The 25,193-nt window shown below is 53.3% G+C and carries 22 protein-coding genes; 10 read left to right on the top strand and 12 right to left on the bottom strand.

Features of this window, described 5'->3' with window-relative positions; genetic code table 11:
* Nucleotides 1-15: 15 nt before the first annotated feature.
* The 5 genes from ACUTQW_RS05030 to ACUTQW_RS05050 all read right to left on the bottom strand — a co-directional run bounded on the left by ACUTQW_RS05030 (nt 16) and on the right by ACUTQW_RS05050 (nt 6,969).
* The gene (locus ACUTQW_RS05030; protein WP_198640336.1) at nt 16-1,446 is read right to left on the bottom strand and encodes a hypothetical protein; all 1,431 of its coding nucleotides are present in this window, start codon (nt 1,444-1,446) and stop codon (nt 16-18) included.
* On the bottom strand, nt 1,446-3,197 hold the full coding sequence (locus ACUTQW_RS05035; RefSeq protein ID WP_006325188.1) for a hypothetical protein: 1,752 nt from the start codon (nt 3,195-3,197) through the stop codon (nt 1,446-1,448). Before ACUTQW_RS05035 ends, ACUTQW_RS05030 begins: the two co-directional genes overlap by 1 nt.
* Before the next feature lie 4 nt (nt 3,198-3,201).
* Complete coding sequence (locus ACUTQW_RS05040; protein WP_020439013.1) at nt 3,202-4,809, bottom strand: hypothetical protein; 1,608 nt, start codon at nt 4,807-4,809, stop codon at nt 3,202-3,204.
* 85 nt (nt 4,810-4,894) lie between these two features.
* Complete coding sequence (locus ACUTQW_RS05045; protein ID WP_020439014.1) at nt 4,895-5,419, bottom strand: hypothetical protein; 525 nt, start codon at nt 5,417-5,419, stop codon at nt 4,895-4,897.
* A gap of 626 nt (nt 5,420-6,045) precedes the next feature.
* Complete coding sequence (locus tag ACUTQW_RS05050) at nt 6,046-6,969, bottom strand: LysR family transcriptional regulator (protein WP_020439015.1); 924 nt, start codon at nt 6,967-6,969, stop codon at nt 6,046-6,048.
* A gap of 103 nt (nt 6,970-7,072) precedes the next feature.
* Between ACUTQW_RS05050 and ACUTQW_RS05055 the strand changes: the two genes are divergently transcribed.
* Nucleotides 7,073-8,275, top strand: coding sequence for an MFS transporter (locus tag ACUTQW_RS05055; RefSeq protein ID WP_006325196.1), 1,203 nt, complete (start codon nt 7,073-7,075; stop codon nt 8,273-8,275).
* Nucleotides 8,276-8,526: 251 nt separating this feature from the next.
* The gene (locus ACUTQW_RS05060) at nt 8,527-8,880 is read left to right on the top strand and encodes an MmcQ/YjbR family DNA-binding protein (protein WP_064799260.1); all 354 of its coding nucleotides are present in this window, start codon (nt 8,527-8,529) and stop codon (nt 8,878-8,880) included.
* A gap of 214 nt (nt 8,881-9,094) precedes the next feature.
* Here the strand turns inward: ACUTQW_RS05060 and ACUTQW_RS05065 are convergent, their stop codons facing one another.
* The gene (locus ACUTQW_RS05065) at nt 9,095-10,201 is read right to left on the bottom strand and encodes an ABC transporter ATP-binding protein (RefSeq protein ID WP_004944356.1); all 1,107 of its coding nucleotides are present in this window, start codon (nt 10,199-10,201) and stop codon (nt 9,095-9,097) included.
* A 365-nt stretch (nt 10,202-10,566) separates the two neighbouring features.
* On the opposite strand from ACUTQW_RS05065, the gene ACUTQW_RS05070 reads away from it, so the two are divergent.
* From ACUTQW_RS05070 to ACUTQW_RS05095, 6 genes are all read left to right on the top strand, one after another.
* Nucleotides 10,567-11,802 (top strand): extracellular solute-binding protein, encoded by a 1,236-nt coding sequence (locus tag ACUTQW_RS05070; protein ID WP_006325198.1) that lies wholly within the window; start codon nt 10,567-10,569, stop codon nt 11,800-11,802.
* Between the two features lie 45 nt (nt 11,803-11,847).
* Nucleotides 11,848-13,155: a carbohydrate ABC transporter permease gene (locus tag ACUTQW_RS05075; RefSeq protein ID WP_006325200.1), complete on the top strand. Its 1,308-nt coding sequence runs from the start codon at nt 11,848-11,850 to the stop codon at nt 13,153-13,155.
* A 4-nt stretch (nt 13,156-13,159) separates the two neighbouring features.
* Nucleotides 13,160-14,011, top strand: coding sequence for a sugar ABC transporter permease (locus tag ACUTQW_RS05080; protein ID WP_037430937.1), 852 nt, complete (start codon nt 13,160-13,162; stop codon nt 14,009-14,011).
* A gap of 4 nt (nt 14,012-14,015) precedes the next feature.
* On the top strand, nt 14,016-15,221 hold the full coding sequence (locus ACUTQW_RS05085; RefSeq protein ID WP_235196181.1) for a glycoside hydrolase family 53 protein: 1,206 nt from the start codon (nt 14,016-14,018) through the stop codon (nt 15,219-15,221).
* A gap of 51 nt (nt 15,222-15,272) precedes the next feature.
* Nucleotides 15,273-17,333: a beta-galactosidase gene (locus tag ACUTQW_RS05090; protein ID WP_235196182.1), complete on the top strand. Its 2,061-nt coding sequence runs from the start codon at nt 15,273-15,275 to the stop codon at nt 17,331-17,333.
* A 69-nt stretch (nt 17,334-17,402) separates the two neighbouring features.
* Entirely contained in the window at nt 17,403-17,723 is a 321-nt protein-coding gene (locus ACUTQW_RS05095) for a glucose PTS transporter subunit EIIB (protein ID WP_006318337.1), read from the top strand.
* Nucleotides 17,724-17,866: 143 nt separating this feature from the next.
* Here the strand turns inward: ACUTQW_RS05095 and ACUTQW_RS05100 are convergent, their stop codons facing one another.
* Nucleotides 17,867-19,132, bottom strand: coding sequence for a maltoporin (locus tag ACUTQW_RS05100; RefSeq protein ID WP_020439019.1), 1,266 nt, complete (start codon nt 19,130-19,132; stop codon nt 17,867-17,869).
* Nucleotides 19,133-19,399: 267 nt separating this feature from the next.
* On the opposite strand from ACUTQW_RS05100, the gene ACUTQW_RS05105 reads away from it, so the two are divergent.
* Nucleotides 19,400-20,473 carry a LacI family DNA-binding transcriptional regulator gene (locus tag ACUTQW_RS05105; RefSeq protein ID WP_020439020.1) on the top strand — a complete coding sequence of 358 codons (1,074 nt, stop codon included), beginning with the start codon at nt 19,400-19,402 and terminating at the stop codon, nt 20,471-20,473.
* Between the two features lie 32 nt (nt 20,474-20,505).
* On the opposite strand, the gene ACUTQW_RS05110 is transcribed toward ACUTQW_RS05105, so the two are convergent.
* Nucleotides 20,506-21,120, bottom strand: coding sequence for a TetR/AcrR family transcriptional regulator (locus ACUTQW_RS05110; RefSeq protein ID WP_020439021.1), 615 nt, complete (start codon nt 21,118-21,120; stop codon nt 20,506-20,508).
* A 198-nt stretch (nt 21,121-21,318) separates the two neighbouring features.
* On the opposite strand from ACUTQW_RS05110, the gene ACUTQW_RS05115 reads away from it, so the two are divergent.
* Entirely contained in the window at nt 21,319-22,533 is a 1,215-nt protein-coding gene (locus ACUTQW_RS05115; protein WP_020439022.1) for an MFS transporter, read from the top strand.
* A 54-nt stretch (nt 22,534-22,587) separates the two neighbouring features.
* Here ACUTQW_RS05115 and ACUTQW_RS05120 read toward each other — a convergent pair whose 3' ends face one another.
* The 4 genes from ACUTQW_RS05120 to ACUTQW_RS05135 all read right to left on the bottom strand — a co-directional run bounded on the left by ACUTQW_RS05120 (nt 22,588) and on the right by ACUTQW_RS05135 (nt 24,981).
* On the bottom strand, nt 22,588-22,782 hold the full coding sequence (locus ACUTQW_RS05120; protein WP_004944384.1) for a ribbon-helix-helix protein, CopG family: 195 nt from the start codon (nt 22,780-22,782) through the stop codon (nt 22,588-22,590).
* Between the two features lie 162 nt (nt 22,783-22,944).
* Nucleotides 22,945-23,733 carry a spermidine synthase gene (locus ACUTQW_RS05125; protein ID WP_006325223.1) on the bottom strand — a complete coding sequence of 263 codons (789 nt, stop codon included), beginning with the start codon at nt 23,731-23,733 and terminating at the stop codon, nt 22,945-22,947.
* Between the two features lie 37 nt (nt 23,734-23,770).
* Nucleotides 23,771-24,226 carry a 3-hydroxyacyl-ACP dehydratase FabZ gene (gene fabZ, locus ACUTQW_RS05130; protein ID WP_004944391.1) on the bottom strand — a complete coding sequence of 152 codons (456 nt, stop codon included), beginning with the start codon at nt 24,224-24,226 and terminating at the stop codon, nt 23,771-23,773.
* A 260-nt stretch (nt 24,227-24,486) separates the two neighbouring features.
* On the bottom strand, nt 24,487-24,981 hold the full coding sequence (locus tag ACUTQW_RS05135) for a TIGR00645 family protein (RefSeq protein ID WP_006325224.1): 495 nt from the start codon (nt 24,979-24,981) through the stop codon (nt 24,487-24,489).
* Nucleotides 24,982-25,193: the final 212 nt, after the last annotated feature.

Genomic DNA, 25,193 nt, shown 5'->3' on the forward strand with positions numbered 1-25,193 from the left:
TTCCTCTTGTTTATGTCACTTGTTGTATTGCAGTTTGACGGGGCTGACGGTGGCCTGCTGCGGGCCAGAGTCGTAGGTTTTGGGGAACAGCGACGAGGTTTTTCCTTGCCAGCGGTAATCGATTCGGCCGTTTAGTCCGGCTGCATGGGCATTGATCCACCAATTGGCCTGCCATTGCTGGTTGGCAAACGCGAAGCTGAAGTTTTGTTTTTTAACCTGGCCGGCAGGGACATAAGTGGCCGTGCCGTTAATCGATTTAAAGCCGTCCTTCAGGTGCCCGGCTTCAAACAGCACGCTGTAAAAGCCCAGGTCTTGCGGGGTGAGCGCGACCGCGTCTTGCCAGCCGAATTGGCTTTCATAGCTGGAGTAGTCGGAAAACGTCACTTTGAGAGTGATGTCGCTGACCGCCGTTTCGGTTTTTAAGGTCACCGGCGGGAAATTGGGCCACTGCATCGGCGTTTGCTGGCCCGCCCAACGCAGTTCGATAGACATGATGTTGAAACCATTAGGGTTGAACCCCAGGCTGACCAGGCACTGGTGGTGCTCGATGGGTTTGTCCGGTCGGCTGGGTTCCGGCAACGGCGTTGGCGTAAAGGTGATAATGCTGTCGGCGGGCAGTTGGCCGAGCAGGGCAGCGATGTCTTGTTGCTGCGCCAGCAAATAGCGTTGCGGCACGCTGTTGCTGTAGCTGACGTCATAGCTGAGCTTGTTGGGGATCTCACCCACCGAGTGGATGTTGCGTAACGTGTTGCTGACCAGTTGCGACGCGGTTTTCACCAACGAATCCCTTACCAGCTGACGGGTCTGTTCCGAGGGGGCATTGTCAAACTGCTCAAGCAGGGTGATCACGCCGGCGTCAATCTGCTGGTTGAGCAACAGGGCGATAGCCTCCGGTTGGCGCGCCTGTTCGTTGAAGGCCAGGGTTAAAAACGCGACCCAATCCGCATCCAGGCTGGCGGTGGCGCGGCTGCTGACGCTGAACTGACTGTGCGTGACCAGGTAAACCTGGTTTTTGGCCCCGCGAATGGCGTTGTCCAGCAGGCCGGCTTCAGCGTGGGTCAGCGGCATTTTTGATTGTTCGAACTCGACGTTATAGCTGTCTGACTCCGGCTGGCGGACAAAGCGCAGGAATAACGATTGGCGAATATCGCCTTGCGCCAGGCTGATTTTCCCCGGTGCCGGGATGAAATGCTGGCGGATATAGGCTTCGATCGCCGCCGTATCGACCGGCATGTTTGGCGCGATAAAGGTTGCCAGGCCCCCGCCGGGGCTGGTCAGCAAATGCAGCGCGCTGACTTTGCCTGCCGGGGTGTCCAGCACCACCTGCGGGGTAAAGCTGCCGTAGGTGTAACACTCCGATGGCAAGGTTTGATCGTGAAACGCCAAGGCTCTGCCGAGCAGGAAAAAATTCTGTAACGTTTGTTGGGGATTCAAAAAGTCAGTCATTATTTTTCACCCTTGATATCAATCGTTTGATCGCCGGTCACATAGGGTGACCATGAGCCCGTAGAGGTTTTGTAACGAAACCCGGCAGCAAAAATAGAGGTGACATTCCATTGATATTCGAAGCTATCCTGCTGGTGGGTAAAGGTATGCTCCGACGTTCGGGTTTCGTTTTGCGGCTGAAAGGTCACCACGGCTTTAAGCATTTCGGTGGGCAGATGGGCGGTGATCCGCGCTCGCTGTGCACCAAACTGCGGGAAACTGTAGGCACCGATGGTGGTGTCCTGGGTTATTGGCATGGGGAGCGGTACGGCCTCGCTGCCGGACAAGGAATATGCCGTCGCATCGGCATAGGTATCGTCACCGAGGATCGGGCAACTGAAATAGGGCGTTGCCGCCGTTAACGCCAGCTCCTGCAGCCAGCCGGCAGAGTGGTAAAGGCCGCCAATCCGGCTTTGCTGGGTAAACCCCGGGTCAATGCTGATGGTCAGGAAATGGCAGGGCAGCGCGGCGTAATCCAGTACCAGAGCGCGATTATCACTGCACCGCACTTCACTGCTCAGGGTGCAATAAGCGCCATCCTTCGGGTAGTTAACGCGTATTTGGTAGAGGAACGCTTGTTTGTCCAGTGCGCTGTTATGGAACCTGAAGGTCAATCGACTGCTGTCGGGAACCAGTAATTGCGTTTGCGTCTGCTCAAGCGGGTAAATATCGCCCGCCGGCACGGTGAGCTGAATGTCGATAAAGACGTTACTTTTCAACCCAAGCGGGAAGGCGTAAAAGACGTCGATCTCCAGTTCGCCCGCCGGTAATGGCGGGGCGGTGGTGCGATGGATAATGGTATCGGGCGAGACCTTGGCAATTTGCTGGGCGGCGGCAAAAGGATCCAGCAAAAAGCAAAGCGGCCGCCGGCTAAGTACTACCCGATCCAGGTTGAAGATCACCCGGCCGCCTTGCGCCGGCAGGCTCAGGCAGATCATGGCCACGTTACTGGCCGGTGGGCCGGCGTAAGGCGAACCCAGCAGGTTGCAGAGCCGATCAAGAAACGCCTGGCTGAAAAGCAAGGTTTCCTCGGGGGCGTCAATCGGCAGCGGCGGGGTGATTTTCAGCGGCAGCCGCGCGATATTCTGGTACAGGTATTGGGTCAACAGGCCATAGTCAAAGGCTACGCGATCGCCCTCAACGGGATGTGCGCCTTTGACCCCGGCGGCCAACTCGAGCATCAGCGCTTGGGGATCAAACTCGATGGCATAGGCGAGACGTGGCGATACCCCTTCGACAAAGCCGTCCAGCCGCGCATTAAAGCCGAGGGTGTCATCGAGCAGCGTTTTCTCAATGAGTTGGGTGCTGGCAGAATTCAGCAAAATAATAAACTGGATGCACTGTGCCGAATACCAGGTGGCATCATAGCTTTGCCCGCTCAGAGCGCTGTGATACTCGATAGGCACGTCAAACCCCAGGCTGCCGGGCAACACCGGCAGCACCCTTACCGCTTTATCCGGGTATTGCTGTTTGAAGTCCGTCAGACTTTGCTCGCCGGCAAACTGCAGTTCGGTGGTGAAGTTCAGCCAACCATAAATGCTGTCGGTGCTGACACTGCGGACAATATCCAGCGAGAAGGCCAGTGGGTCTGCCGCCAGAATGCTGACGGATTCCGGGTATAAGAAATAGGCATCATTTTGCTGATAGGTGGCGATAAACCTTTGGCTACCGCTGATGATAATTTGCTGAAAATCCGGATATCCCTGGTACATGATATTACTTACCCGCCAGATTGAGATGGTTTTGGTAATCCTGATGCCATTCTTGAGGCAGTTTGCTCAGGATATTGACCGGTCGCCGATGATATTCATCCTCACAAATCCTTTGCATCAGGTTATCGCCGACCAATATGCCATTGGCATAGAACGTATTATTGTCGTAAGGCACCCTGTCTACCGGCGTATCTATCGGTAATTGCAGGTTATAAACCTTAATGTCGCCTTCTTTTTGCACCAGGCTGACAATTTCAGCCTCACCATCCAGCGTAATAACCCGGCTGGCGTGATTGAGTTCCCGCGCCATGACAATGCCTGCCGATGTGATAAAAGGGTGCCCAAGGCTGGCGGTGATGTTTTTTATTTTATTGCCGTTGTCTCTCAGAGTGATTTCAACATAATGGCGTTCATGCCCGGTGGTAATGGCATCAATCCTGAGTGCATGGCCATTACGCGTTCGTATATATTCGCCGGCGCTAATGTCGGCAATGATCTTCTCGTTGCCATCCTGCATCAGGATTTTTGTATTCTCACCCAGGCAACCATAAACAATGCACATGGGTTTTAACGGTGCGGTATTTAAAAAACGTTGGTCCGGTTCAAGGTTCTTGGGGGCATTGGTAATAAATGCAACGATGTTTCTGCCCTCGACGTTCAGATTGACTCTGAATACATAATAAACCCATTCGCCAGATTCAAAATCAACCTGTTTGAACTTTAACCAATTAAGATCCCAGGAGAGGGTATCGCCATTAATTTGGGTGTTGGGCGAGTTAAAAATATTTAAATCGTCATAAGGCGTTACGGGATCGCCGCCGGCACGGGTGCGTATCAGATAAATAACATTCTTTGCGTTTACCGGCTGGCCGGCATTAAGGTCTATTTTTCCGTTATAGGTGATGGCGCCTTTAATCGGCACCCTGACGGTACCGTCGCCATCGTAGCTATAACGATAGTCGCAGTCTGGCGCATCACGGGTTAAACAAATCTTTATGGCGTCCTGGTTATAGAGACTGCGCGGTGAATCATTGTAAATGCTTTTAGGGTAACTTTGCGTAGTAATAATTTCCGCGCCATAAAAGGTATTTTGGTCAATAGTCTGCGCGAAGGTATAAATGACCGTGACCGGAAAATCACCGGTGAGTTGGCTTTGCGGATAATCGCCATTCGCAGTGATTGCGCAATCTGCGGTGTAAACGTAGGCCTTGTTGGATGTCACCTGGCCAACATTGGTCGCCTCGGCGTCAAACAGCCCGAGGGTCTGCGTCACATTGCTGGCAGAAACCGGCAAGGAGCCAATGGCATCTGCGCGATAGCTTCTGCCGTCGATGGAGTCTAACCGCACTATGCTGTAGACCGGTTGGGCGTAGCCGTTGCCGGCCTCGCTCAGCCGGCCTGCGGTGCGTTTACTCTGTTTCGATTGTTGCCAGACTTGGGAGAATTGCGGCGAAGCACCCGGAGTGACCCCCGCAAGTCTTAGTTGGATATCGTAAAAATCGACCAATAATGGATTGCCTGGTTCAATAATAAATATGCCGGTATTGCTATACTGGTTGATAACCGCTTGAACAATACTCTTTTCATATGGCGTATAATTTTGCGTAATCATAATATCAGGCACCCAATAAAATTCTGGCACTGTCGTGCGAAAGTGTCGACGGATAAAATAATTGGCGACAAATAGGGCTGCGGATTTATTTACAGGTTGCTTTGCAATAGGAATAAATGGCGCTCAGACTGTCGGAACCAAGATAGGCTTCAAATTCACCCTCGGTCGGATCGATATTGGGGTCCGCGGTCATACTGAAAAGTTCTTGAGCAAACATATCTTTGGTGGCGGAAGGTTTATTTTGAAAGTAGGCTTTTAATTTCCCTTTGCTCACCTTGCGTATCCATGCGAACTCACCGCCAAGGGTGACCTGGCCGGTGAAGATAAAATCGTTGCTGGTATAAACGCTGATATCATTGGGATAAGCCTGATAACGAACAACCTGATTGACTTCAATATTCTTTAGGGTTTCTTCCCAGGTTTCTCTTTTTATCACGTTTAAGGCAAAGTTTTTGCCGTCAACCGGGCCGTCTTTTGCATCTGCGGTTCCCCCAAATAACATGGGGCAACCTCTGGCGAAACCGGCGGCTTTCAAACCTAACAGAATAAAGTCGTTATTCCCGACAGCTTTTGGATTACTGTCAAGAATGACGTATTTTTTAATGGGCATAGTCAAATCCTTATACGCTTGTGAGTATAAAAATAGAATATATTTGCTGGTCGGGAGCGGTGATTTACTCACCTTCAACAATAGCAATGGCGACTAAAAAATCAACTGACACATAAAAATAAATGAAGTATTTTTTTGTGGCTATCGAGATAACCAAACAAATCACCACGTTAAAAAAACAGATGAAAAATCTTTTAAATAATCAAAAAAAGAGGATGCGATTGTTCCGTTTTTGTTAAATGCAAGCGTTAGACGTATGAAATCAACGTATTGGAAAACGGCTTTTTTTGAAAGCGGCAGGTGGCTTGTCATTAACTGTAATTGTTAGCAATGTAATTAATCTATTGCTTAGGAATTTATTTATTAATGGCATTTATGCAAAGGAAGGTTAACAGAAGAAATAGCGATGAAAATAGATCAACAGTCATATTTATTCCAGGCTAATTATATGCAGGTGCAATGAGCATTCAGATCCTTTCGAACGACCAAAACTCGCTAAGCGAGCCAGATCCCGGCTCGAGCATGTCGAATTTCCCGGCCGTGAAGCCGGGGAAACACTGTGAACGAACCTTCTATAGACAGGGGGCAGTTTGGATATCGAAAATTATTGTACGTTAAGCCTGTTTTTAACCACAATCCGTCGAGGGTATATGACTCAATCTCTGATGTATGAAATCAATGAGCGCTCTTGTTTTAGCGGGCAAGTAACGCCGATCTGAATAAAGTGCGAACAATTGCAATGGGGCTGCCGATTGTTCAAACTCAACCTCGATTAACCGTCCATCGTTAATGTAGGGTTGGCAGGCTTGTTTCGATAGAATTGCAAAACCGACACCTGATACCGCAGCTCGTCCTGCCATCTCTCCGCTGTTTACCCGATAATGCCCTTTAACCTTAATTGTTTCGAATCCCCCCTTTATATTGACAAACTGCCAGGGAGCACCTTTCAGAGCACTTACCGTTGTAATACAGGGTAATTCTTCAAGTTGCTGGATATGAGAAGGGGTGCCATAACGCTGAATGACGGAAGGGGCTGCAACAATGGTGCAAGGGATTGTCACCAGATGACGGGCTATGTAGTCACTGTCATCCATCTGACCACGGGTAATAATGATAGCTAAATCCAGATCATCTCGCAGGGATTCGAAACCTGACAAATTTGTGACACAGCTGATCTCCAGGTCCGGGTACTGACAGGCGAAATCGGCAACAACAGAACCCAGCAATGCAGGACCTATTTCATTGGGAATACAGATACGTAATGGGCCCTTGAGTTGCATTTGCCGCAACGTTAATTCTGTCTCAGTTTGCTCAAGCGCCTCCAGTAATGGCTTCGCTCGGGTATAGAGTAGGTGCCCTGCCTGGGTGAGTTTCATATGTCGGGTGCTGCGCTCAATGAGCTGAAGATTCAGTTTTTCTTCTAACTGAGAAATACAACGACTAACATTTGATGTCGGCATTTCAAGGACTCTCGATGCCCCAACAAAACTTTCTCTTTCAACCACCGCAATGAACACTTTCAGGGTATTAAAATCAAGAGCCGAACGCATCAATTATCCCATATATGATAATAATAAGTGCCATTTTTACCATGTAATGAACACCATTGATAGCAGTTAAACTCGGATATCTTTCATCCATAGGTTGCTTGCTATGCCACTGGTCCCACAGACGTTTAATCATAAAGCCCTCATGCGGATAGCCATTGTAATGGCTTTTATCCAGTTCACTAATGCGCTGGAATATATGGCGTTCAACCCTGTTTTTGCTTTTATGGCAGCAGATTTCGCAGTTCCCGTATCATTCTCAGGCTATGTGTCTGGTATGTACACGTCTGCTGCAGTCCTTTCTGGAGTTATCGCCTTTTACTGGATTGGTCATTTCAATAAGAAACGTTTTTTAATCGCCAATATGACACTATTAGGCCTACTGACGCTTTTGACTACATTCACTTCCAGTTTTAGTCTTCTGCTTACACTACGATTCTGTGCAGGGTTGGTTGGAGGTACGACAATGGGGGTGGGTACAAGCATATTGATAAACAACGCGCCGGCTAACTTGCGTGGAAAAATGTTGGCGACGGTGATTGCGTCATTTTCGATGGTAAGCATTGTAGGAATGCCCACTATATTATTTTTGTGCACAAATTATGGTTGGCATGTTGCTTTGTGGTTAATAAGTACACTGTGTTTTTTTGCATTACCACTGATTGTCTCCATCATCCCTAAAGACCCTGTCTCTTTCGACACACAGCACGCGGTGCCTCTCGATGTGGATACTTTACTGTTCGCCTCCAGTAATGCGCTTGTACAGTTTAGTCCAATGCTGGTCGTTCCTATTCTGGTACCCTTGATGACCCAGCAATTGGGCGCTTCGCAAGACCTGTTGCCTTGGTTGTTCTTCGGCGGGGGTGTTACAGGTTATCTGTCTACAAAAATTACAGGCGTGTTAACCACCCGTTTTTCTGCTTTGATTCTGGCTACAGGTTCAACCATAGTCTTTATACTGAGCTTGCTAATACCCATCCTGGGCTATCAGCATGCAGCGTTATTTATTACTTTATTTCTCGGTGCATCTTACAGTCGTCTGGTTTCATCTTCAGCGGTTACGATTCAGTTTCCTGATGATAAGCAACGAGCTGGATTCTCTTCATTACAGACATCAATAATGTATCTGATTACAACCGTCGCATTTTTCCTGTCCGCTTTTCTATTACCTGATCATGGCATGGCACCACAAAATGTGAATAAGTTGCTGGCGGTATGTGGAATTTCCGCATCAGGGTTCCCAATTATCGTTATCATTCTGCAAAAGAAACTGGCTAAACGTTTTCATCGGTCAGCCATCTCACCTTAACGTTCAGATTTATGGCGTCGTAATGGTTCAGTGGGGTACGGTGTCGGGCACAGAGCGAACACTTTGGGTATTGCATACCTCCAGGCGGCTTGCGGCACCAAAGGTTCGCGCCTTCGTCGATTTCCTGTGCGCCAGATACACGGACATGTCGCTGGTTCTGACGGGGTGATGTTGCAATACTGATAACGCATCACGGACAGGAAAGGCAGGTATCGCACGCTTTGGTGATCTGGATAAATAAGGGAATTATGATGAAGAGAGAGACATTATTCAGTTATGCCCGGGAACATTTTAAATCTGAGCCGGAATATCTCTGGAGCAAGCTGCCGGGCTATGCCGTACTTCGCCATCATGACGGCGCCAAATGGTTCGGTCTCGTGATGAATGTACCAGGTACAAAGCTGGGTCTGAAGACGGAGGATGTGTTAGACGTCCTCGAAGTGAAAGTCAGGCCGGAGTATATCGGTTCGTTGCGTAAAAAAGAGGGCATTTTGCCCGCTTACCATATGAACAAAGAGCACTGGGTCAGCGTGCTTCTTTCCGGGCCGCTAACGCCAAAGGAAATACATGAACTGCTTGCTGACAGCCATGATCTGACATCCTGACAACATCATTCAAAAAACAAGATGCGCGTGCTTCAATGCGCAGTGCGCGTGATATCGCAGACATCGCGGCGGCTGAACGGCTGCGTCGCGACAGGGCGGGCTCGATAGCGTGGCACCGGCTCGGCATAACCGGGCTTGGCACGCTGTGATCGCGGGTTTCTCTCGCTATCACAGCGCATGACCGACAGGATTTCTTATCGGGTGTGGCGACGTCTCAGGATTGCGGAATGACGATATCGGCGCTGATGCGCGCGCCGTCGGCATCAAACACCAGGCATTGCTGTGCCTGGAATCCCGGTTGCAATTTTTGATAGGGCCGGAAATTCGCATCGCCGGGCAACAGCATTTTAAAACCGTCGTGGCCGTGGCATTGGCCGAACAGATAGGTGTTGTTGCCGAGCCGTTCGACCACTTCGCAGTGGAAATCCAGGCGTAACGGTGAATCTGAGTGGGTTGTCAGGTGCTCGGGGCGAATACCCAGCGTCACCGGCTCGCCGGGAGAGATCTGCAGGGTGGAGAGGGCGAGGGCCAGGGTTTTGTCTGCGCCTATGGAGACGGTCAGTAGCTCTGGCGTCCAGCTCACCACGGTGGCCGGCAAAAAGTTCATCTTCGGCGAGCCGATAAACCCGGCGACGAATTTGTTGATCGGGTTGTAATACAGCGCCATCGGCGCGCCCATCTGTTCCACCTTGCCGTAATTCATGACCACAATCTTGTCGGCCAGCGTCATCGCCTCAACCTGATCGTGGGTAACATACACCATGGTGGTTTTCAGCTCCTGGTGCAGCTTGGCGATATGCAAGCGCATATCGACCCGCAGCTCGGCATCCAGGTTGGAAAGCGGTTCATCAAACATGAAGACTTTGGGATTGCGCACGATGGCACGCCCGATAGCGGTACGTTGGCGCTGGCCACCGGAAAGCTGTTTGGGTTTTCTGTCCAGCAGATGGGTCAGCTGCAGGGTTTTTGCCACCATCTCAATCTGATGGCGGATCTCTTCTTTCGGCGTTCCGTTCACCTTTAATCCATAACCCATGTTTTCGGCGACGGTCATGTGCGGGTAGAGCGCATAGGACTGAAACACCATGGCTACGCCCCGGTGAGCGGGTGCCACATCGTTGACCCGTTCTTCGCCAATCAGGATATCCCCGTCGCTGATCTCCTCCAGCCCGGCAATCATGCGCAACAGCGTAGATTTACCGCAGCCTGACGGCCCCACGAACACGGCGAACTCACCGCCTTTAATCTCAAGGTTGATATTGTGCAACGTCACCGTTTTACCAAAACGCTTGGTGACATTCCTCAGTCTTATGCTGGACATCTTGTTGATCCTCGGAAGTTATCAATAGGCAAAGCCTGTCAGGGCGTCTTCTGGCCGTTGTCATCGTTGTTATGTAATACGTATAACAAATATTTTCTCATCGTCGTAACAGCCAGAAAGTCTTGAAAAGACTATAACTGCGCTGGATTTCAAGCCATATCACCGGTTTTCATTTCTGCAATAACGATCACACAATGGTGATAATTGTATAGAGTTGGCGCGGTTCTCAGCGTAGCGTATAACAAGCCGAGACAATGACCCGGTTATCGCATTACGCGTTGTAATACTGAACATTGCACCTGGCCTGAAGCATCTAATCCCAAAGTGATAAAACAAAAATGTAATACCTTCACATGAGGTGGGTAATGAAAACCAAAACAATCACTGCTCTGGTACTGGCCACATTGGCGGCCAGTCAATATTCCGGTTTCGCCCTCGCAGCGGCAGGCCAACAGCTTACCGTCTGGGAAGACATCAAGAAGTCCGACGGCATCAAGGGCGCCATCGCCGATTTCGAAAAACAGAACGACGTGAAGGTTAACGTGCTGGAAATGCCGTTTGCGCAGCAGATTGAAAAGCTGCGGCTGGACGGCCCGGCCGGTATCGGCCCCGATGTGCTGGTGATCCCTAACGATCAGGTGGGTGCGGCGGTGGTGCAAGGCTTGTTATCGCCGATAAAGCTGGATCAGGCTGCAGCCGACGCGTTCACCAAGCCGTCCATCGGCGCGTTCACCATGAATCAAACGCTGTACGGCGTGCCGAAAGCGGTAGAAACGCTGGTGCTGATTTACAACAAGGATTTGCTGCCGCAGCCGCTGGCTAATCTGGATGCTTATTACGACTTCTCCAAACAGCAGCGTGCGGCGGGCAAATACGGCCTGTTGGCCAAGTTTGACCAGATTTATTACAGCCGCGGCGCGATCGCTGGCATGGGCGGTTATATCTTTGGCAACGACGGCAAGGGAGGGCTGAACCCGCTGGATATCGGCCTGAACACCTCCGGTGCGGTTGAAGCCGTCAGTTACCTGAAAAAATTCTATGCCGATGGCCTGTTCCCGGCGGGCATTATCGGCGATGGCGGGTTGAACGCTATCGATTCCCTGTTCACCGAGAAGAAAGCCGCAGCGGTGATCAACGGCCCGTGGGCCTTCCAGCCTTATGCCGACGCGGGCATCAACTATGGCGTAGCGCCACTGCCAACCTTGCCGAACGGCAAACCGATGAACTCTTTCCTGGGCGTGAAAGGCTACGTGGTCTCCACCTGGAGCAAAGATAAGGCGTTGGCGCAGAAATTCATCGAGTTTATCAATCAGCCGGCCTACGTGAAAACGCGCTATCAGGTGACCAAAGAGATCCCTCCGCTGGTGGCGATGATTGAAGATCCGCTGATCAAGAACGACGAGAGGGCCAGTGCGGTAGCCATTCAGGCCAGCCACGCGACCGCCATGCCGGGCATTCCGGAAATGCAGGAGGTCTGGGGGCCGGCCAACGCGGCGCTGGAACTGAGCATGACCGGCAAACAACCGCCAAAAGCGGCGCTGGACGATGCCGTCAAACAAATCAAAATGCAGATCGAAGCGATGCAGGCCAGCAACCAGTAACCGAGCAACGGGAGGTCTCCTCCCGTTTTCAAGAAGGAGCAGTGTGTGATTGTCACTCCAAGTGAAAAGTTGTCCGCCGACCGAGGCCGATACAGCCATTCCGTGGGGGCGCTGATATTGGCGCTGATCCCCGGGTTTGGTCAGTTTTATCATCGCCAATGGGCGAAAGGGCTGATCTTTCTGGTGCTGCTCACCAGCTTTGTCGGGGTGACCTGGCAGTTCCTCACCGAAGGGCTGTGGGGGCTGTATACGCTCGGCAGTGAGGTGCCACGCGATAACTCCATTTTCCTGTTGGCGGAAGGGATCCTCAGCGTACTGGTGATTGGCTTTGGCCTGGCGATTTACGGCCTGTCGATACGCGACGCCTGGGTGAACGGCAGAAAGCGCGATGCCGGCATGGCGCTGAACAGCGTGCGCAAGCAATACCAGATGCTGCTGAGCGAAGGCTTTCCTTATCTGATGATCACGCCGGGGTTTATCCTGTTGGTGTTCGTGGTGATCTTCCCCATTTTGTTTGGCTTCTCTATCGCCTTTACCAATTACAACCTGTATCACACGCCGCCGGCCAAGCTGGTTGACTGGGTCGGGTTCAAGAACTTTATCAATATCTTCACGCTGTCGATCTGGCGTTCCACCTTCTTTGACGTGCTGCAATGGACCGTGGTCTGGACGCTGTTGGCCACCACGCTGCAATGCACGGTAGGGGTGATGTTGGCGATCCTGGTCAATCAAAAGGATTTACGCTTCAAACCGCTGATCCGTACCATTTTCATTTTGCCTTGGGCGGTGCCGGGCTTTGTCACCATTCTGGTGTTCGCCGGGATGTTCAACGACTCGTTCGGGGTGATCAACAATGCCATTCTGGCGTTTTTCGGCATCGCGCCGAAAGCCTGGATGACCGATCCGTTCTGGACCAAAACTGCGTTGATCATGATGCAGACCTGGCTGGGCTTCCCGTTTGTGTTCGCCATGACCACCGGCGTGCTGCAGGCGATCCCGGATGATCTGTACGAAGCCGCGACCATGGACGGGGCGAGCACCTGGACCAAGCTGCGCACCATCACGTTGCCGCTGGTGCTTTACTCGATTGCGCCGATCATCATCACGCAATACACCTTCAATTTTAACAATTTCAATATCATCTACCTGTTCAATAACGGCGGCCCGGCGGTGGCAGGCTCCAACGCCGGGGGCACGGATATTCTGGTGTCCTGGATCTACAAGCTGACGATGTCGTCTTCGCAGTACGCCATCGCCGCCACCATCACCATTTTGTTGTCGATTTTCGTGGTGGGCATCGCGCTGTGGCAGTTCCGCGCCACCAATTCGTTCAAGAACGACGACGCGGCCTAAGGGGATAGCAATGTCAAAGAGCATCAAGAAAGAGAAGTGGGTGCGTTTATCGCTGTCCTGGCTGGTGATTATTCTGGTGTCCGCCATCATTATCTACCCGCTGGTGTGGACCGTCGGCGCGTCGCTCAATGCCGGCAACAGCCTGTTGAGCAGTTCGATCATCCCGGAGAACCTGTCGTTTCAGCACTATGCCGACTTGTTCAACGGCAAGGTCAATTACCTGACCTGGTATTGGAATTCGATGAAAATCAGCTTCCTGACCATGGTGCTGACGCTGATCAGCGTCAGTTTTACCGCCTATTCATTTTCACGCTTTCGTTTCAAGGGGCGGCAGAACGGCCTGATGTTGTTCCTGCTGTTGCAGATGATCCCGCAGTTCTCGGCGCTGATTGCGATTTTTGTGCTGTCGCAGCTGCTGGGGCTGATCAACAGCCATATGGCGCTGGTGTTGATCTACGTGGCGGGGATGATCCCGATGAACACCTATCTGATGAAGGGCTATCTGGATGCGATTCCGAAGGATCTGGACGAGTCCGCCCGGATGGACGGCGCTGGCAACTTCCGGATTTTTATCGAAATCATCATGCCGCTTTCCAAGCCGATTATCGCCGTGGTTGCGCTGTTCTCGTTTACCGGCCCGCTGGGGGATTTCATCCTCTCCAGCACCATTTTGCGTACCCCGGACCAATATACGCTGCCCATCGGCCTGTATAACCTGGTGTCGCAAAAGATGGGCGCCAGCTACACCACTTACGCGGCGGGAGCGGTGTTGATCGCGCTGCCGGTCGCCATCTTATACCTGGCCCTGCAAAAGTACTTTGTTTCCGGCCTGACCTCTGGCAGCACAAAAGGATAATGCGATGAAAACATTCAAACCGGCTTTATTAAGCCTGTGTCTGGCGGCCGGGCTGCTGTCCGCCACGGCGTTTGCGGCAGACAGCGTCATCATCAAACCGCTGAACAATGTTCCGGCCGGCTTTATCAAGGGCGTGGATATTTCTACCCTGGCGGATGTGGAGCAGCACGGCGGCAAGTTCTACGACCAGAACAACGTTCAACAGGATCCGCTGGTCATCCTCAAACACAACGGCGTGAACTATGTGCGTCTGCGCCTGTGGGTCGATCCGCAAGACAGCGCAGGCCAACCTTATGGCGCCGGCAATAACAATCTCGCCACCACGCTGGCGCTGGCCAAGCGCGTCAAGGCGCAGGGCATGAAGCTGCTGCTGGATTTCCATTACAGCGACTTCTGGACCGATCCCGGCAAGCAGTTCAAGCCTAAAGCCTGGGACAAAATGAGCTATGACCAGTTGAAAACGGCGATCCATGATTATACCCGCGACACCATCGCCAGCTTCAAGCAGCAAGGCGTGTTGCCGGATATGGTGCAGATCGGCAACGAGATTAATGGCGGCATTCTGTGGCCGGAAGGCAAAAGCTGGGGTCAGGGCGGCGGGGAGTTTGATCGCCTGGCCGGGTTGCTGAACGCGGCGATCGTCGGGCTGCGGGAAAACCTCGATTCGCCTTCACAGGTGAAAATCATGCTGCATTTGGCCGAGGGCACCAAGAATGACACTTTCCGCTGGTGGTTTGACGAGATAACCCGGCGCAATGTGCCGTTCGATGTCATAGGTTTGTCGATGTACACCTATTGGGACGGCCCTATCTCAAAGCTGCAAACCAATATGGACGACATCAGCAAGCGTTATAACAAAGACGTGATTGTGGTTGAGGCCGCTTACGGTTATGGCCTGGAAAATTGCGACGATACCGACAACAGTTTCTCCGCCAAAGAAGCGCAGGATGGGGGGTATCCGGGCACCGTTCAGGGGCAGGCCGATTTTATTCGCGATCTGATGCAAAGCATCATTAACGTGCCGGATAACCGTGGCAAAGGCGTGTTTTATTGGGAACCGACCTGGATCGCCGTGCCGGGCGCCGGCTGGGCTACGCCGGCCGGAATGAAATATATCGGTGAATCCGGCAAGGATGGCAACGCGCGTGAAAATCAGGCGCTGTTCGATTGCCGGGGTAAAGTGTTGCCTTCATTAAAGTCATTTAATTAATTGCGTCGTCCGTAATAAAGAATTTCAGTGATTATTTTCTAAGGAATTATGATGAATAAATTTCCTCCTTTGAGTGCAAAGGTGCCTGGCCTATTGCATGGAGCAGACTACAATCCGGAACAATGGGTTAATTATCCGGGCATGGTGGAGAAAGATGTAGAACTGATGAAGCAGGCTAGCTGCAATATTATGTCGGTGGGGATATTCAGCTGGTCGAAACTGGAACCTGAAGAGGGGAAATATCAATTCGCCTGGTTGGACGAGGTGCTGAATAAGTTATATGAGCAGGGCATTCACGTATTTTTGGCTACGCCAAGCGGCGCGCGCCCGGCGTGGTTGTCGCAGAAATACCCGGAGGTGTTGCGTGTAGGGCGCAATCGGGTACCGGCGTTGCACGGCGGTCGACACAACCATTGCCTGTCATCCCCGGTGTACCGCCGCAAGGTGAATGAGATCAACCTGGCGTTGGCTCAGCGCTATGCGCACCACCCGGCGGTGATTGGCTGGCATATTTCCAACGAATACAGCGGCGAGTGCCATTGCAGCCGTTGCCAGAGTGATTTCCGCGTGTGGCTGCAGCAGCGTTATCAGACGCTGGAGCAATTGAACGAGGCCTGGTGGAGCGATTTCTGGAGCCATACCTACAGCGACTGGTCACAGATTGAATCGCCTGCGCCGCAGGGCGAGGTGTCGATTCACGGTCTGAACCTGGACTGGCGGCGTTTTTGCAGCACCCAGGCCACCGATTTCTGCGCGCAGGAAATTGCGCCGCTGAAGGCGGCCAATCCGGACTTGCCGGCCACCACCAATTTTATGGAATATTTCTACGATTACGATTACTGGCAGATGTCGAAAGTCATCGATTTCATCTCCTGGGACAGCTACCCGATGTGGCATAACCGGCAGGACGAAACCGGCCTGGCCTGCTATACCGCCATGTTCCATGACCTGATGCGCAGCCTGAAACAGGGCAAGCCTTTTGTATTGATGGAATCGACGCCGAGCGTCACCAACTGGCAGCCGATCAGCAAGCTGAAGAAACCGGGCATGCATATTCTCTCCTCACTGCAGGCGGTTGCGCACGGTGCGGATTCGGTGCAGTACTTCCAGTGGCGCAAAAGCCGCGGTTCGGTGGAGAAATTCCACGGCGCGGTGATTGACCATTCCGGGCGGCTGGACACCCGCGTCGGCAAGGAAGTGAGCGAACTGGGCCGATTGCTGGCCGCCATGGCACCGGTCGCCGGTAGCCGGGTCGAGGCGCAGGTGGCGATTATCTTCGACTGGGAAAGCCGCTGGGCGATGGATGATGCCCAAGGGCCGCGCAACGCCGGGCTGCATTACGAGCAGACGGTGGTGGATCATTATCGTCCGTTTTGGGAACAGGGCATTGCGGTGGATATCATCAACGCCGATTGCGATCTTTCCGGCTACAAGCTGGTGATTGCGCCAATGCTGTATATGGTGCGCGAAGGCTTTGCCGCGCGGGCAGAAGCCTTTGTCCGGCAGGGGGGAGAGTTTGTCGCCAGCTACTGGAGCGGCATCGTCAATGAAAGCGATCTGTGCCATCTGGGCGGTTTCCCGGGGCCACTGCGGCCGTTGCTGGGGATCTGGGCAGAGGAGATCGACAGCCTGACGGATGACGAAACCAACAGCATTCGCGGTGTGCCGGGCAACGAGCTGGGCTTGCAGGGCAGCTATCAGGCGCGCCACCTGTGCGAGTTGATCAACCTGGAAGGCGCCAGCGCGCAGGCGGTCTACGGCGGTGATTTCTATGCCGGCCGCCCGGCGTTGACGGTCAACCGCTTTGGCGACGGTAAGGCGTGGTACGTCGCTTCGCGCAACGATGCCTCTTTCCAGCGCGATTTCTTTATGGCGATAGCGCAAGAGCTGGCGTTGCCGCGCGCGCTGGACACCCTATTACCGCCGGGCGTGACCGCACAGCGGCGCACCGACGGCGAGTCCGAGTTTATTATCGTGCAAAACTACAGCGACAAGGCAAAAACCGTCGAGTTGCCGGCGGTGTATGTCGATATGTCGGATGCGGGTACCTTGCAGGGCGAAATGGCTCTGGCACCCTGGGGCTGCCGCATATTGACCCGCAAGTTGGCATAGTTTCTTCCCCTTGCGCCCGTTCAGTCGAACGGGCGTTTTTTTACGCCTGTATCTTATGAGGAAATAACCATGGTCAGTTTGAAAGCCTTTACGCATTATTTCTCGCACCCGAAATTGCCGGTGGAAGATAATAGCGTCGATATGTCTTTTTTAGAAACGCTGATGCAGCATCTGGGCGGCCGAGAAAATATCCGGCATGTCGATGCCTGTATTACCCGCTTGCGCGTGACGGTGACGGATTTAGCCAAAGTCGATACGGAAGGCTTGCAACAGTCGGGCGCGTTGGGGGTGATTATTATTGGTCAGGAGGTTCACGCGATATTTGGCAAGCAATCAGATAATTTGCGTAAATTATTGGCGGAGCGGTTTTCGGTTAATCATCAGGAATAAAAAATAATTGGTAACCACCCTTGGGTGGTTACCAATGGACGACAGCAACCGGAGAGCGTCGTCAAAGACACAGGAGATAATGATGAGAGAATTAAGGTACTGCCAATAAACCAGGAGCCGTTATTTACCCTGGGGCATGCCTGTTACCACCATGCTTCGACCTGCACGCCAAAGTTCCAGGTATTGCTGGCGGTGCCGTCCTTGAATGAATTGCCTTGCTCCGAATCATTGAGATAGGAGGCATATACGCGCAATTCAGGGCGGGACATGAATTCCGGCCCATCCGCCAACCCCAGCGCCAGCGTGTACTTCTCGCCGCCTTGCTTGTAGTGGCTGCCGTCTTTGTGGTCATCTTTCTGGTAGAAAGCGCCGGCTTCGCCAATGCCGCGCACGTACTGCGTGAACTGGTACTGCGCCCGGCCCACCAGAGAGATCAGGTTACTTTTGTCGATCGCATCGCTGAGGTCGTTGGCCGAACCCCAGGTCAACACGTGGTTGAGGGAGAACTTATCGGTAATCGGGATCAGCCCGGTATTGATCACCCGATAACCGGTGGCATCGCGGGTATCGTTCCAGACGTCATACCAACCGCCGCCCTGGGACACCATGTTCTGCGCCAGACCTTTGGTGGCGTACTGCAACACCATTTTGTTATAGCCGCCCAGCATGTCCTGACTGATCTCGCCGGTCAGCATCACGCCGTTTTCCGCGTCATACAGGCCGCCGTACTCTTTTTGCTTGTTGGTCGGGTTCGGCATCGCATAGTCGATACCAAACTCGGTCCAGGCGCCGGTCCACGGCTTCCAGCCGGCATAACGCAGGTCGATATAGTTGATGTTGAGGTCGTTATCGTTGTCGACACGGTAGTCCACGTCGTTGCCGTCACCGCGGATCCAGGCGACGGAGATGGCACCCGGCCCGAAGGAGAGGTTTTCCACGCCGGCGCCGGCGCCTGATATGTTCCAGTATTTGGTATCTATGATGTGCAGGTCATGGCGCTGATAGTAGCGCTTGCCGCCCCAAATCACCGCGTTCGGGTCGCCCGGGATCAGCCCCTTGATTTGCAGATTAAGCTGACGCAACCCGAATTCGGCGTCATCCCCCAGCGTGGTTTCGCTGTCGTTGGAGCCGTCCGATACCATGCTGACCATAGTGTCGAGATAGAAGCTGACGTCGTTCTTTTTGTAGACTTCACTGCCCAGTTCGATTTCACCGTAGGTATCGGATTCGTTGCCCAGGCGGCCAATTTTGTTTTTCTGCCATTCTTCTAATCCACCATCCTGAGAAACGCCGACCCCGGAACGCAGGTAGCCATGGAAATCGATCCCAGGGGTCTCGACGGCAAAGGCGACCGGTGAGGAAAGCGCCATCGCCAAAGCGACAGACAATGTGCGTAGTCTTGTTTTCATGTATGCCTCATTATGTTTTTTGTATTACGTTCACATCCACACGGCAATAGAATGGCTAATCATGACAACAAACAATCGCGTTGTTGATTTATTGTGATTTAGTGCAAATAAAACAGCAGGATTTGTAACGGTTAGTGAGAGAGATCACTAAGGCGTGATATGTGAACGAATAACTTTTTTGGAAATTTGATGGATGTGATCGGGGTAACTATGCGGTGAGGGGGGGGCCTGTTACAATCAGTCCAGAGCAATCACAGGGAACGGATTATGAAGTCGAAAAGCACCACGTTAGAGGATGTTGCCCGTCATGCCGGCGTGTCTTACCAGACGGTTTCACGCGTGTTGAACAAGTCAGCCAATGTCTCTGAAACCACGCGCCGCAAGGTTGAACAATCTATTGAGCTCCTCAGGTATGTACCCAATCGCCTGGCGCAGCAGTTGGTGGGCAAACAGAGCCGAACGTTGGGGCTGGTCACCGTCTCCCTGGCTCTGCATGCGCCTTCGCAAGTGGCGGCGGCGGTAAAACGTTACGCCAATGCGGAAGGCTATCAGGTGCTGATTTCAATGATTGATGAGAACGTCAATCATGGCATTCAGGACTCGATCAACGATCTCAAGTCGCAGCGGGTAGAAAAGGTCATCATCAACGTACCGCTGGAGACGGCGGTGGCGGAAAAAATCGCCGCGGACAACGATGACATTACCTGCCTGTTCCTCGACGTTGACCCTTACAGTTCAGTGTTTAACGTTTCTTTCAACCCGGCGGACGGCACCCGCGCCAGCGTCAAATACCTTTACGAGCTGGGGCACCGCGACTTTGCCTTGCTGGCTGGGCCGCAATACTCCATTTCGGCCAATTTGCGGCTGAAGAACTGGCAGGATGCGCTGCAGGATTATGGCCTGACGCCGGTCACGGTGCTGCACGGCAACTGGGACGCGCAAAGCGGTTACGCCGGCGCATTGCAGATGCTGCGCGAGACCCCGCATTTCTCGGCGGTGTTGGTGGGGAATGACCAAATGGCGCTCGGGCTGCTAAGCGCCTTCCATCAGAACCAGCTGCCGATACCGGGGCAAAAGTCGGTGATTGGCTATGACGATGCTTACGAAAGCGCCTTCTTCTATCCGGCGCTGACCACCGTCTCGCTGGATCTGGATTTGCAGGGCAAGGAAGCGGTCAGGAAGGTGCTCAACACCAGCGAGAGCGAGCTGTCGCGTGCGTCATCGATTCTGTCGGCAAAGTTGGTGATCCGCAATTCCACCGGGCCGCGCGAGCATAATGACAAGGATTTGAAGCAGATTGCCGAACAGCTGCGCCTGTTGGCGCAACGCCTGGATCAGTGATCGCGCTCCGGCGCTGTTCGACATCGGTATTGTCAGGCTCCGGCGTTTGCGTCCCAAACCGCCAGCAAGGCCGTGACGGCGCTATCGAGCACCGAGTGACTGACGCCGTCGCGTGCCAACGTCGAAACGCCCAGCAGGAAGCTGTCGAACAACGCGGCGATGGCGGCAGCGTCGGTATCCCTGGCCAGTTCGCCGCCGGCAATGCCTCTTTTGACGCAGTGAATAAAACCGTTCAGCGTACGCCGGCGCGAATCGGCAAGCGGTTTCAGGACCGCTGAATGCTCCTCAGCACCGCCTGACATTACGCCCAATGCGACCATGCACCCCTTGGGGTGTTGATCCTCACACTGCATCTTCACCGAGCGGCGCAGCGAGGTTTCAATCGCTTCTCTGGGGGGCAGGGAGTCATCCCAGAGCGCATCATTGACCCGCCCATAGCTGTTGAGATAGCAGGCTACCGCTTCTCTGAACAGCGCTTCTTTCGAACCAAAGGCGGCATAAAAACTGGGCGCGGTAATGCCGCCGCCAATGTTCGCCTTAAGCTGAGCCAGAGAAGTGGCTTCATACCCGTGCTGCCAAAACAGATACAACGCCTGCTGAATGGCCTCGTCGCGGTCGAACCGGCGAGGACGGCCCATTTGTGCCATGGTCGTCTCCATGTTTATAAGTTATATACTGATCGGTATAAATATCATTGACACTCAGATGATACCCCCTTAGCATTATTATACCACTCGATACATAAATCAATTCAAGTGACGTAGCGACCGAGATGCAGCCGACTAAAACTGGCGCAGATCGCTGTCGCCCATATTTATACCGATCGATATATAAATGGATGAACTGTGAGCCAAACAAATATCAACTGCAGTAATGCCGGGGTGATGCCCGAAGAGGCACCACGTTTGCCGATAGCCGCCTTGCTGGCACTGGCCATGACGGGGTTTATTTGTATTGCTACCGAAACCCTTCCCGCCGGTTTGCTGACCCAGATCGCCCCTGGCTTGCAGGTGTCGCCATCGCTTGCCGGGCAGATGATCACCGCCTATGCGCTGGGTTCGGTATTGGCTGCCATTCCGTTGACGCTTGCCACGCAGCGTTGGCGGCGGCGTAACGTTTTGCTGTTGACCATTGCGGGCTTTTTTATTTTTAACTCGATCACCGCCATGTCGGCCAGCTTTGCGGTCACGCTGACCGCGCGCTTTTTTGCCGGAGCGGCGGCGGGGCTGGCCTGGAGCCTGCTCGCCGGTTATGCGCGTCGGATGGTGGCGCCTCATCTTCAGGGCAAGGCGATGGCGGTGGCGATGGTGGGCGCACCGGTAGCGCTGTCGCTGGGCGTGCCGCTCGGAACCTGGCTTGGATCTGTGGTCGGCTGGCGTGCAGCCTTTGGCGTTATGTCGCTGTTGACGTTGGCGTTAATCGTCTGGGTGCTGGCAAAGGTGCCCGATTATCCGGGGCAGACGGGAGCAAAACGGATGCCGCTGTACAGGGTGTTGATGACCCCTGGCGTCAGATCGGTACTGGGCGTGGTGCTGCTGTGGATGTTCGCTCATAACATCCTGTATACCTACGTTGCGCCTTTTGTTACACCGGCAGGCCTTGGCGACCGGGTTGATGCGGTGTTGCTTGTTTTCGGGTTGGCGGCACTGGTGGGGATCGGGATCACCGGTCGGGTGGTTGATCGCCACCTGAGAACTGCGGTGCTGGCCAGCCTCGCGCTCTTTGCCGCCACCAGCGTGTTGTTGGGCATGGGGCTCCAGAATGCGGGGGTGATCTATGTCGGCATGGCGCTATGGGGGTTGAGTTTCGGCGGGGCGGCGACGTTATTGCAGACCGCTCTGGCGGATGCAGCCGGTAAAGGTGCGGATGCGGCGCTGGCCATGAACGTGGTCACCTGGAACAGCGCTATCGCCGGTGGCGGCATTTTCGGCGGGATCTTGCTTGATCGGTATGGCCCGGCGTCTTTCCCCTGGGCTGTATTTGCGCTTTTATTGGGCGCACTGGCCGTCGCGGCTGCGGCTAAACGGCACGGGTTCTCTGCGGGAAGACGCCAGGGCTGAACCCGGCGGTTGCAGATGGCGCATTCCGTGCGCCATCCGGCGTCAATCCTCGGGTCAGGTGTTATCTACCCGGGGATTGGAATGGGTCGGTTGACTGGGGTATTCCACCTGATGTTTGTGCAAGTAGTCCCGTATCAGTTGCCGGATCACCTGAGACGGGGTGACGTCCTGTTGCAGGCACAGCTCTTCAAGGGCTTTTTTCTTATCCGGATCGATGAGTATCGTCAGTCGTGCCGTTTTCTTTTCCATGAGGATTCCTCCAGAGGATGATAATCAAATGATAATGGCATGCTGGGTAATCGGCTATCCGACCCGCATCTTCTAAATAACTGTGTTTAATGCCGCTACACCCCAAGCCTGAGACAGGTGCTCTGCATGCTCCTCACCTGTAGCACGGATAGGCGCAGCTTTTCAGTTAAAATACAGCCGCTCAATTTTGCGCGACAGAAAACCTAAATCACAGCCAAAGGTCGGACCGACGGCGGCGGAAAGGCGGCGCAGCAGGCTGAGCGGCGTCTCAACATGAACCGGTGTAGCGTAAATAATGACGTTGCCGCTGGGTGCCACGCAGTAAAGAACGGTTTTAAACGCGCAGTGCAAGCTGTGATACAGCAGCGTGCTGTCATCGGGCACCTCATGATAATTCAGTACCAACCAACCCTGAGGCGAAAGGCGACCGGCGCATTGCTCCAGAAAATTTCGCGTGCCCTGTTGCGGGTCCATCGCGAAGGCGCTGTAAAGATCGGAAAATATCAGATCATATTGCCGAGTGGCGGGAGCCTGTAAAAAATCGGCGGCATCGGCGGTGTGCAAGGTGACCGTTTCATCGGCGGGCAGGGTGAAATAACGGCGGGCGACAGACACCACCGCCGGGCGCAGTTCCACCACGTCCAGCAGCATGTTGGGATCATAGGCATGCAATGCCCGCACCAGGCTGCCGCCCCCAAGACCGAGGATCAGCGCCGCCGAAGGCGGCTGCCAGGCCACCGCCATCAGCATGGTTTTTATGTAGTTGTGCACCGGCACCTGCGGCGCGCTGATGCACATTTTGCTCTGCTCGCAAATGCCGTCGAAACGCAGGGTACGGTAGTCTTTGTGGTCAGAAACGATAATTTCACCGCAATGGTCTTCCTCCCGGGCGATGACCTGTCCACGGGGAGAAAAATCAAGGCTATTTAGCAACTTATCAACAATAGACATGGTAGCTTCGCTTTGGCTCCTTTAGAAAACGGGGGGCTTATTTACGGGCGCACATAAATTCGGCCGTACAGATGCGGCGGCCATTGACCGTCGCCATCCCGGAAAAACGGGCAATGCCGGATCGTTGCCGGACAAAGGCGACGTCCATGCGCAATTGGTCGCCGGGTTGGGCCGAGCGGTAGAAACGGGCGCGTTGGATGGACGCAAAGTAATAATGCTCGCCTTCTGACAGCGGGCCGAGAAAGTAGTGAGCCAGCAGGCCGGTACTCTGCGCCAGGGCTTCCACCATCAGGATACCGGGGAAAACGGTGGTCTGGTGGTGGCCGGTCCAAAAGGTCGGCTCATTGGCGGTAATGTTTTTGATGGCGCTCAAGCGCCCTTCAGAAATCGACGTGCCGGCGGGCAGAATGCGGTCGACCAGCAGACAGGGGAACCGGTGTGGCAGGATAGATTGAACATCCTGGTACTGTAGTGGATTTCCATTCAGCGGCATGATTGATTTTGGATCCTGTCAGCGGGACGAAGCTCGGCCAGCGGTGGCTTATGTGCCCGGCGGGAATGTAATAGCATTATAATGTTATTATCATCATATGCACTAACTGAAAATCGCCAGGTCGGGCATTAAACGCCACTTTGTGACAACGTAACCTAAAATTGACGATTGAAATTAGCATCCAACAGATTGATGGATAATCATTTTTAATGGAGGGGAAGATTAGCCGCCATCAGAGTGATGACGGCCAGATCGGTCAATCAGCGCTTCTCACGCGTTATTTTATCGAGGTAGCCCATCAGGAAAGCGGAAAGCACGAAGGTGAGGTGGATAATCACATACCACATCAGCTTATTGTCCGGCACGTTCTTGGCATCCATAAACACCCGCAACAGGTGAATGGAAGAGATAGCGACAATGGATGCGGCTACCTTGCTCTTCAGAGAGGTGGCGTCCATTTTCCCCAGCCAGCTCAACTTTTCTTTATGTTCGCTGATATCCAACTGCGAAACAAAGTTTTCATAGCCCGAGAACATCACCATGACCAACAGGCCACCCACCAGCGCCATGTCGATCAGCGAAAGCAGGGTGAGCACCAGATCCCCTTCGGTTATGGAGAAGATGTTCGGCAGAACATGCACTATCTCCTGGAAGAATTTGATCGACAGCGCCACCAGCGCCAGCGACAAGCCAAAGTAAACCGGTGCCAGCAGCCAGCGCGAGGCATACATAGCGTTTTCTATAAAGCGTTCCATAGTCATCTGAGTTTGTTACCAAAAGAGGCGCACAGTATAGCTCAGGACGCCCGGCAGAAGGCAAGCGCGGCACCCTGTACGGGGATGGGTTCCTTCCAGAAAGGCAGGGCATTTTATGACGGGTAATTCCCTTTCACTCAGTACGTGTTCTATGGGGTTATCGTCCATTTTTGGTTATTTTCGCACTATATATTGAGCTATCCACAAATCGT

This window comes from Serratia sp. TSA_7, assembly GCF_052692135.1.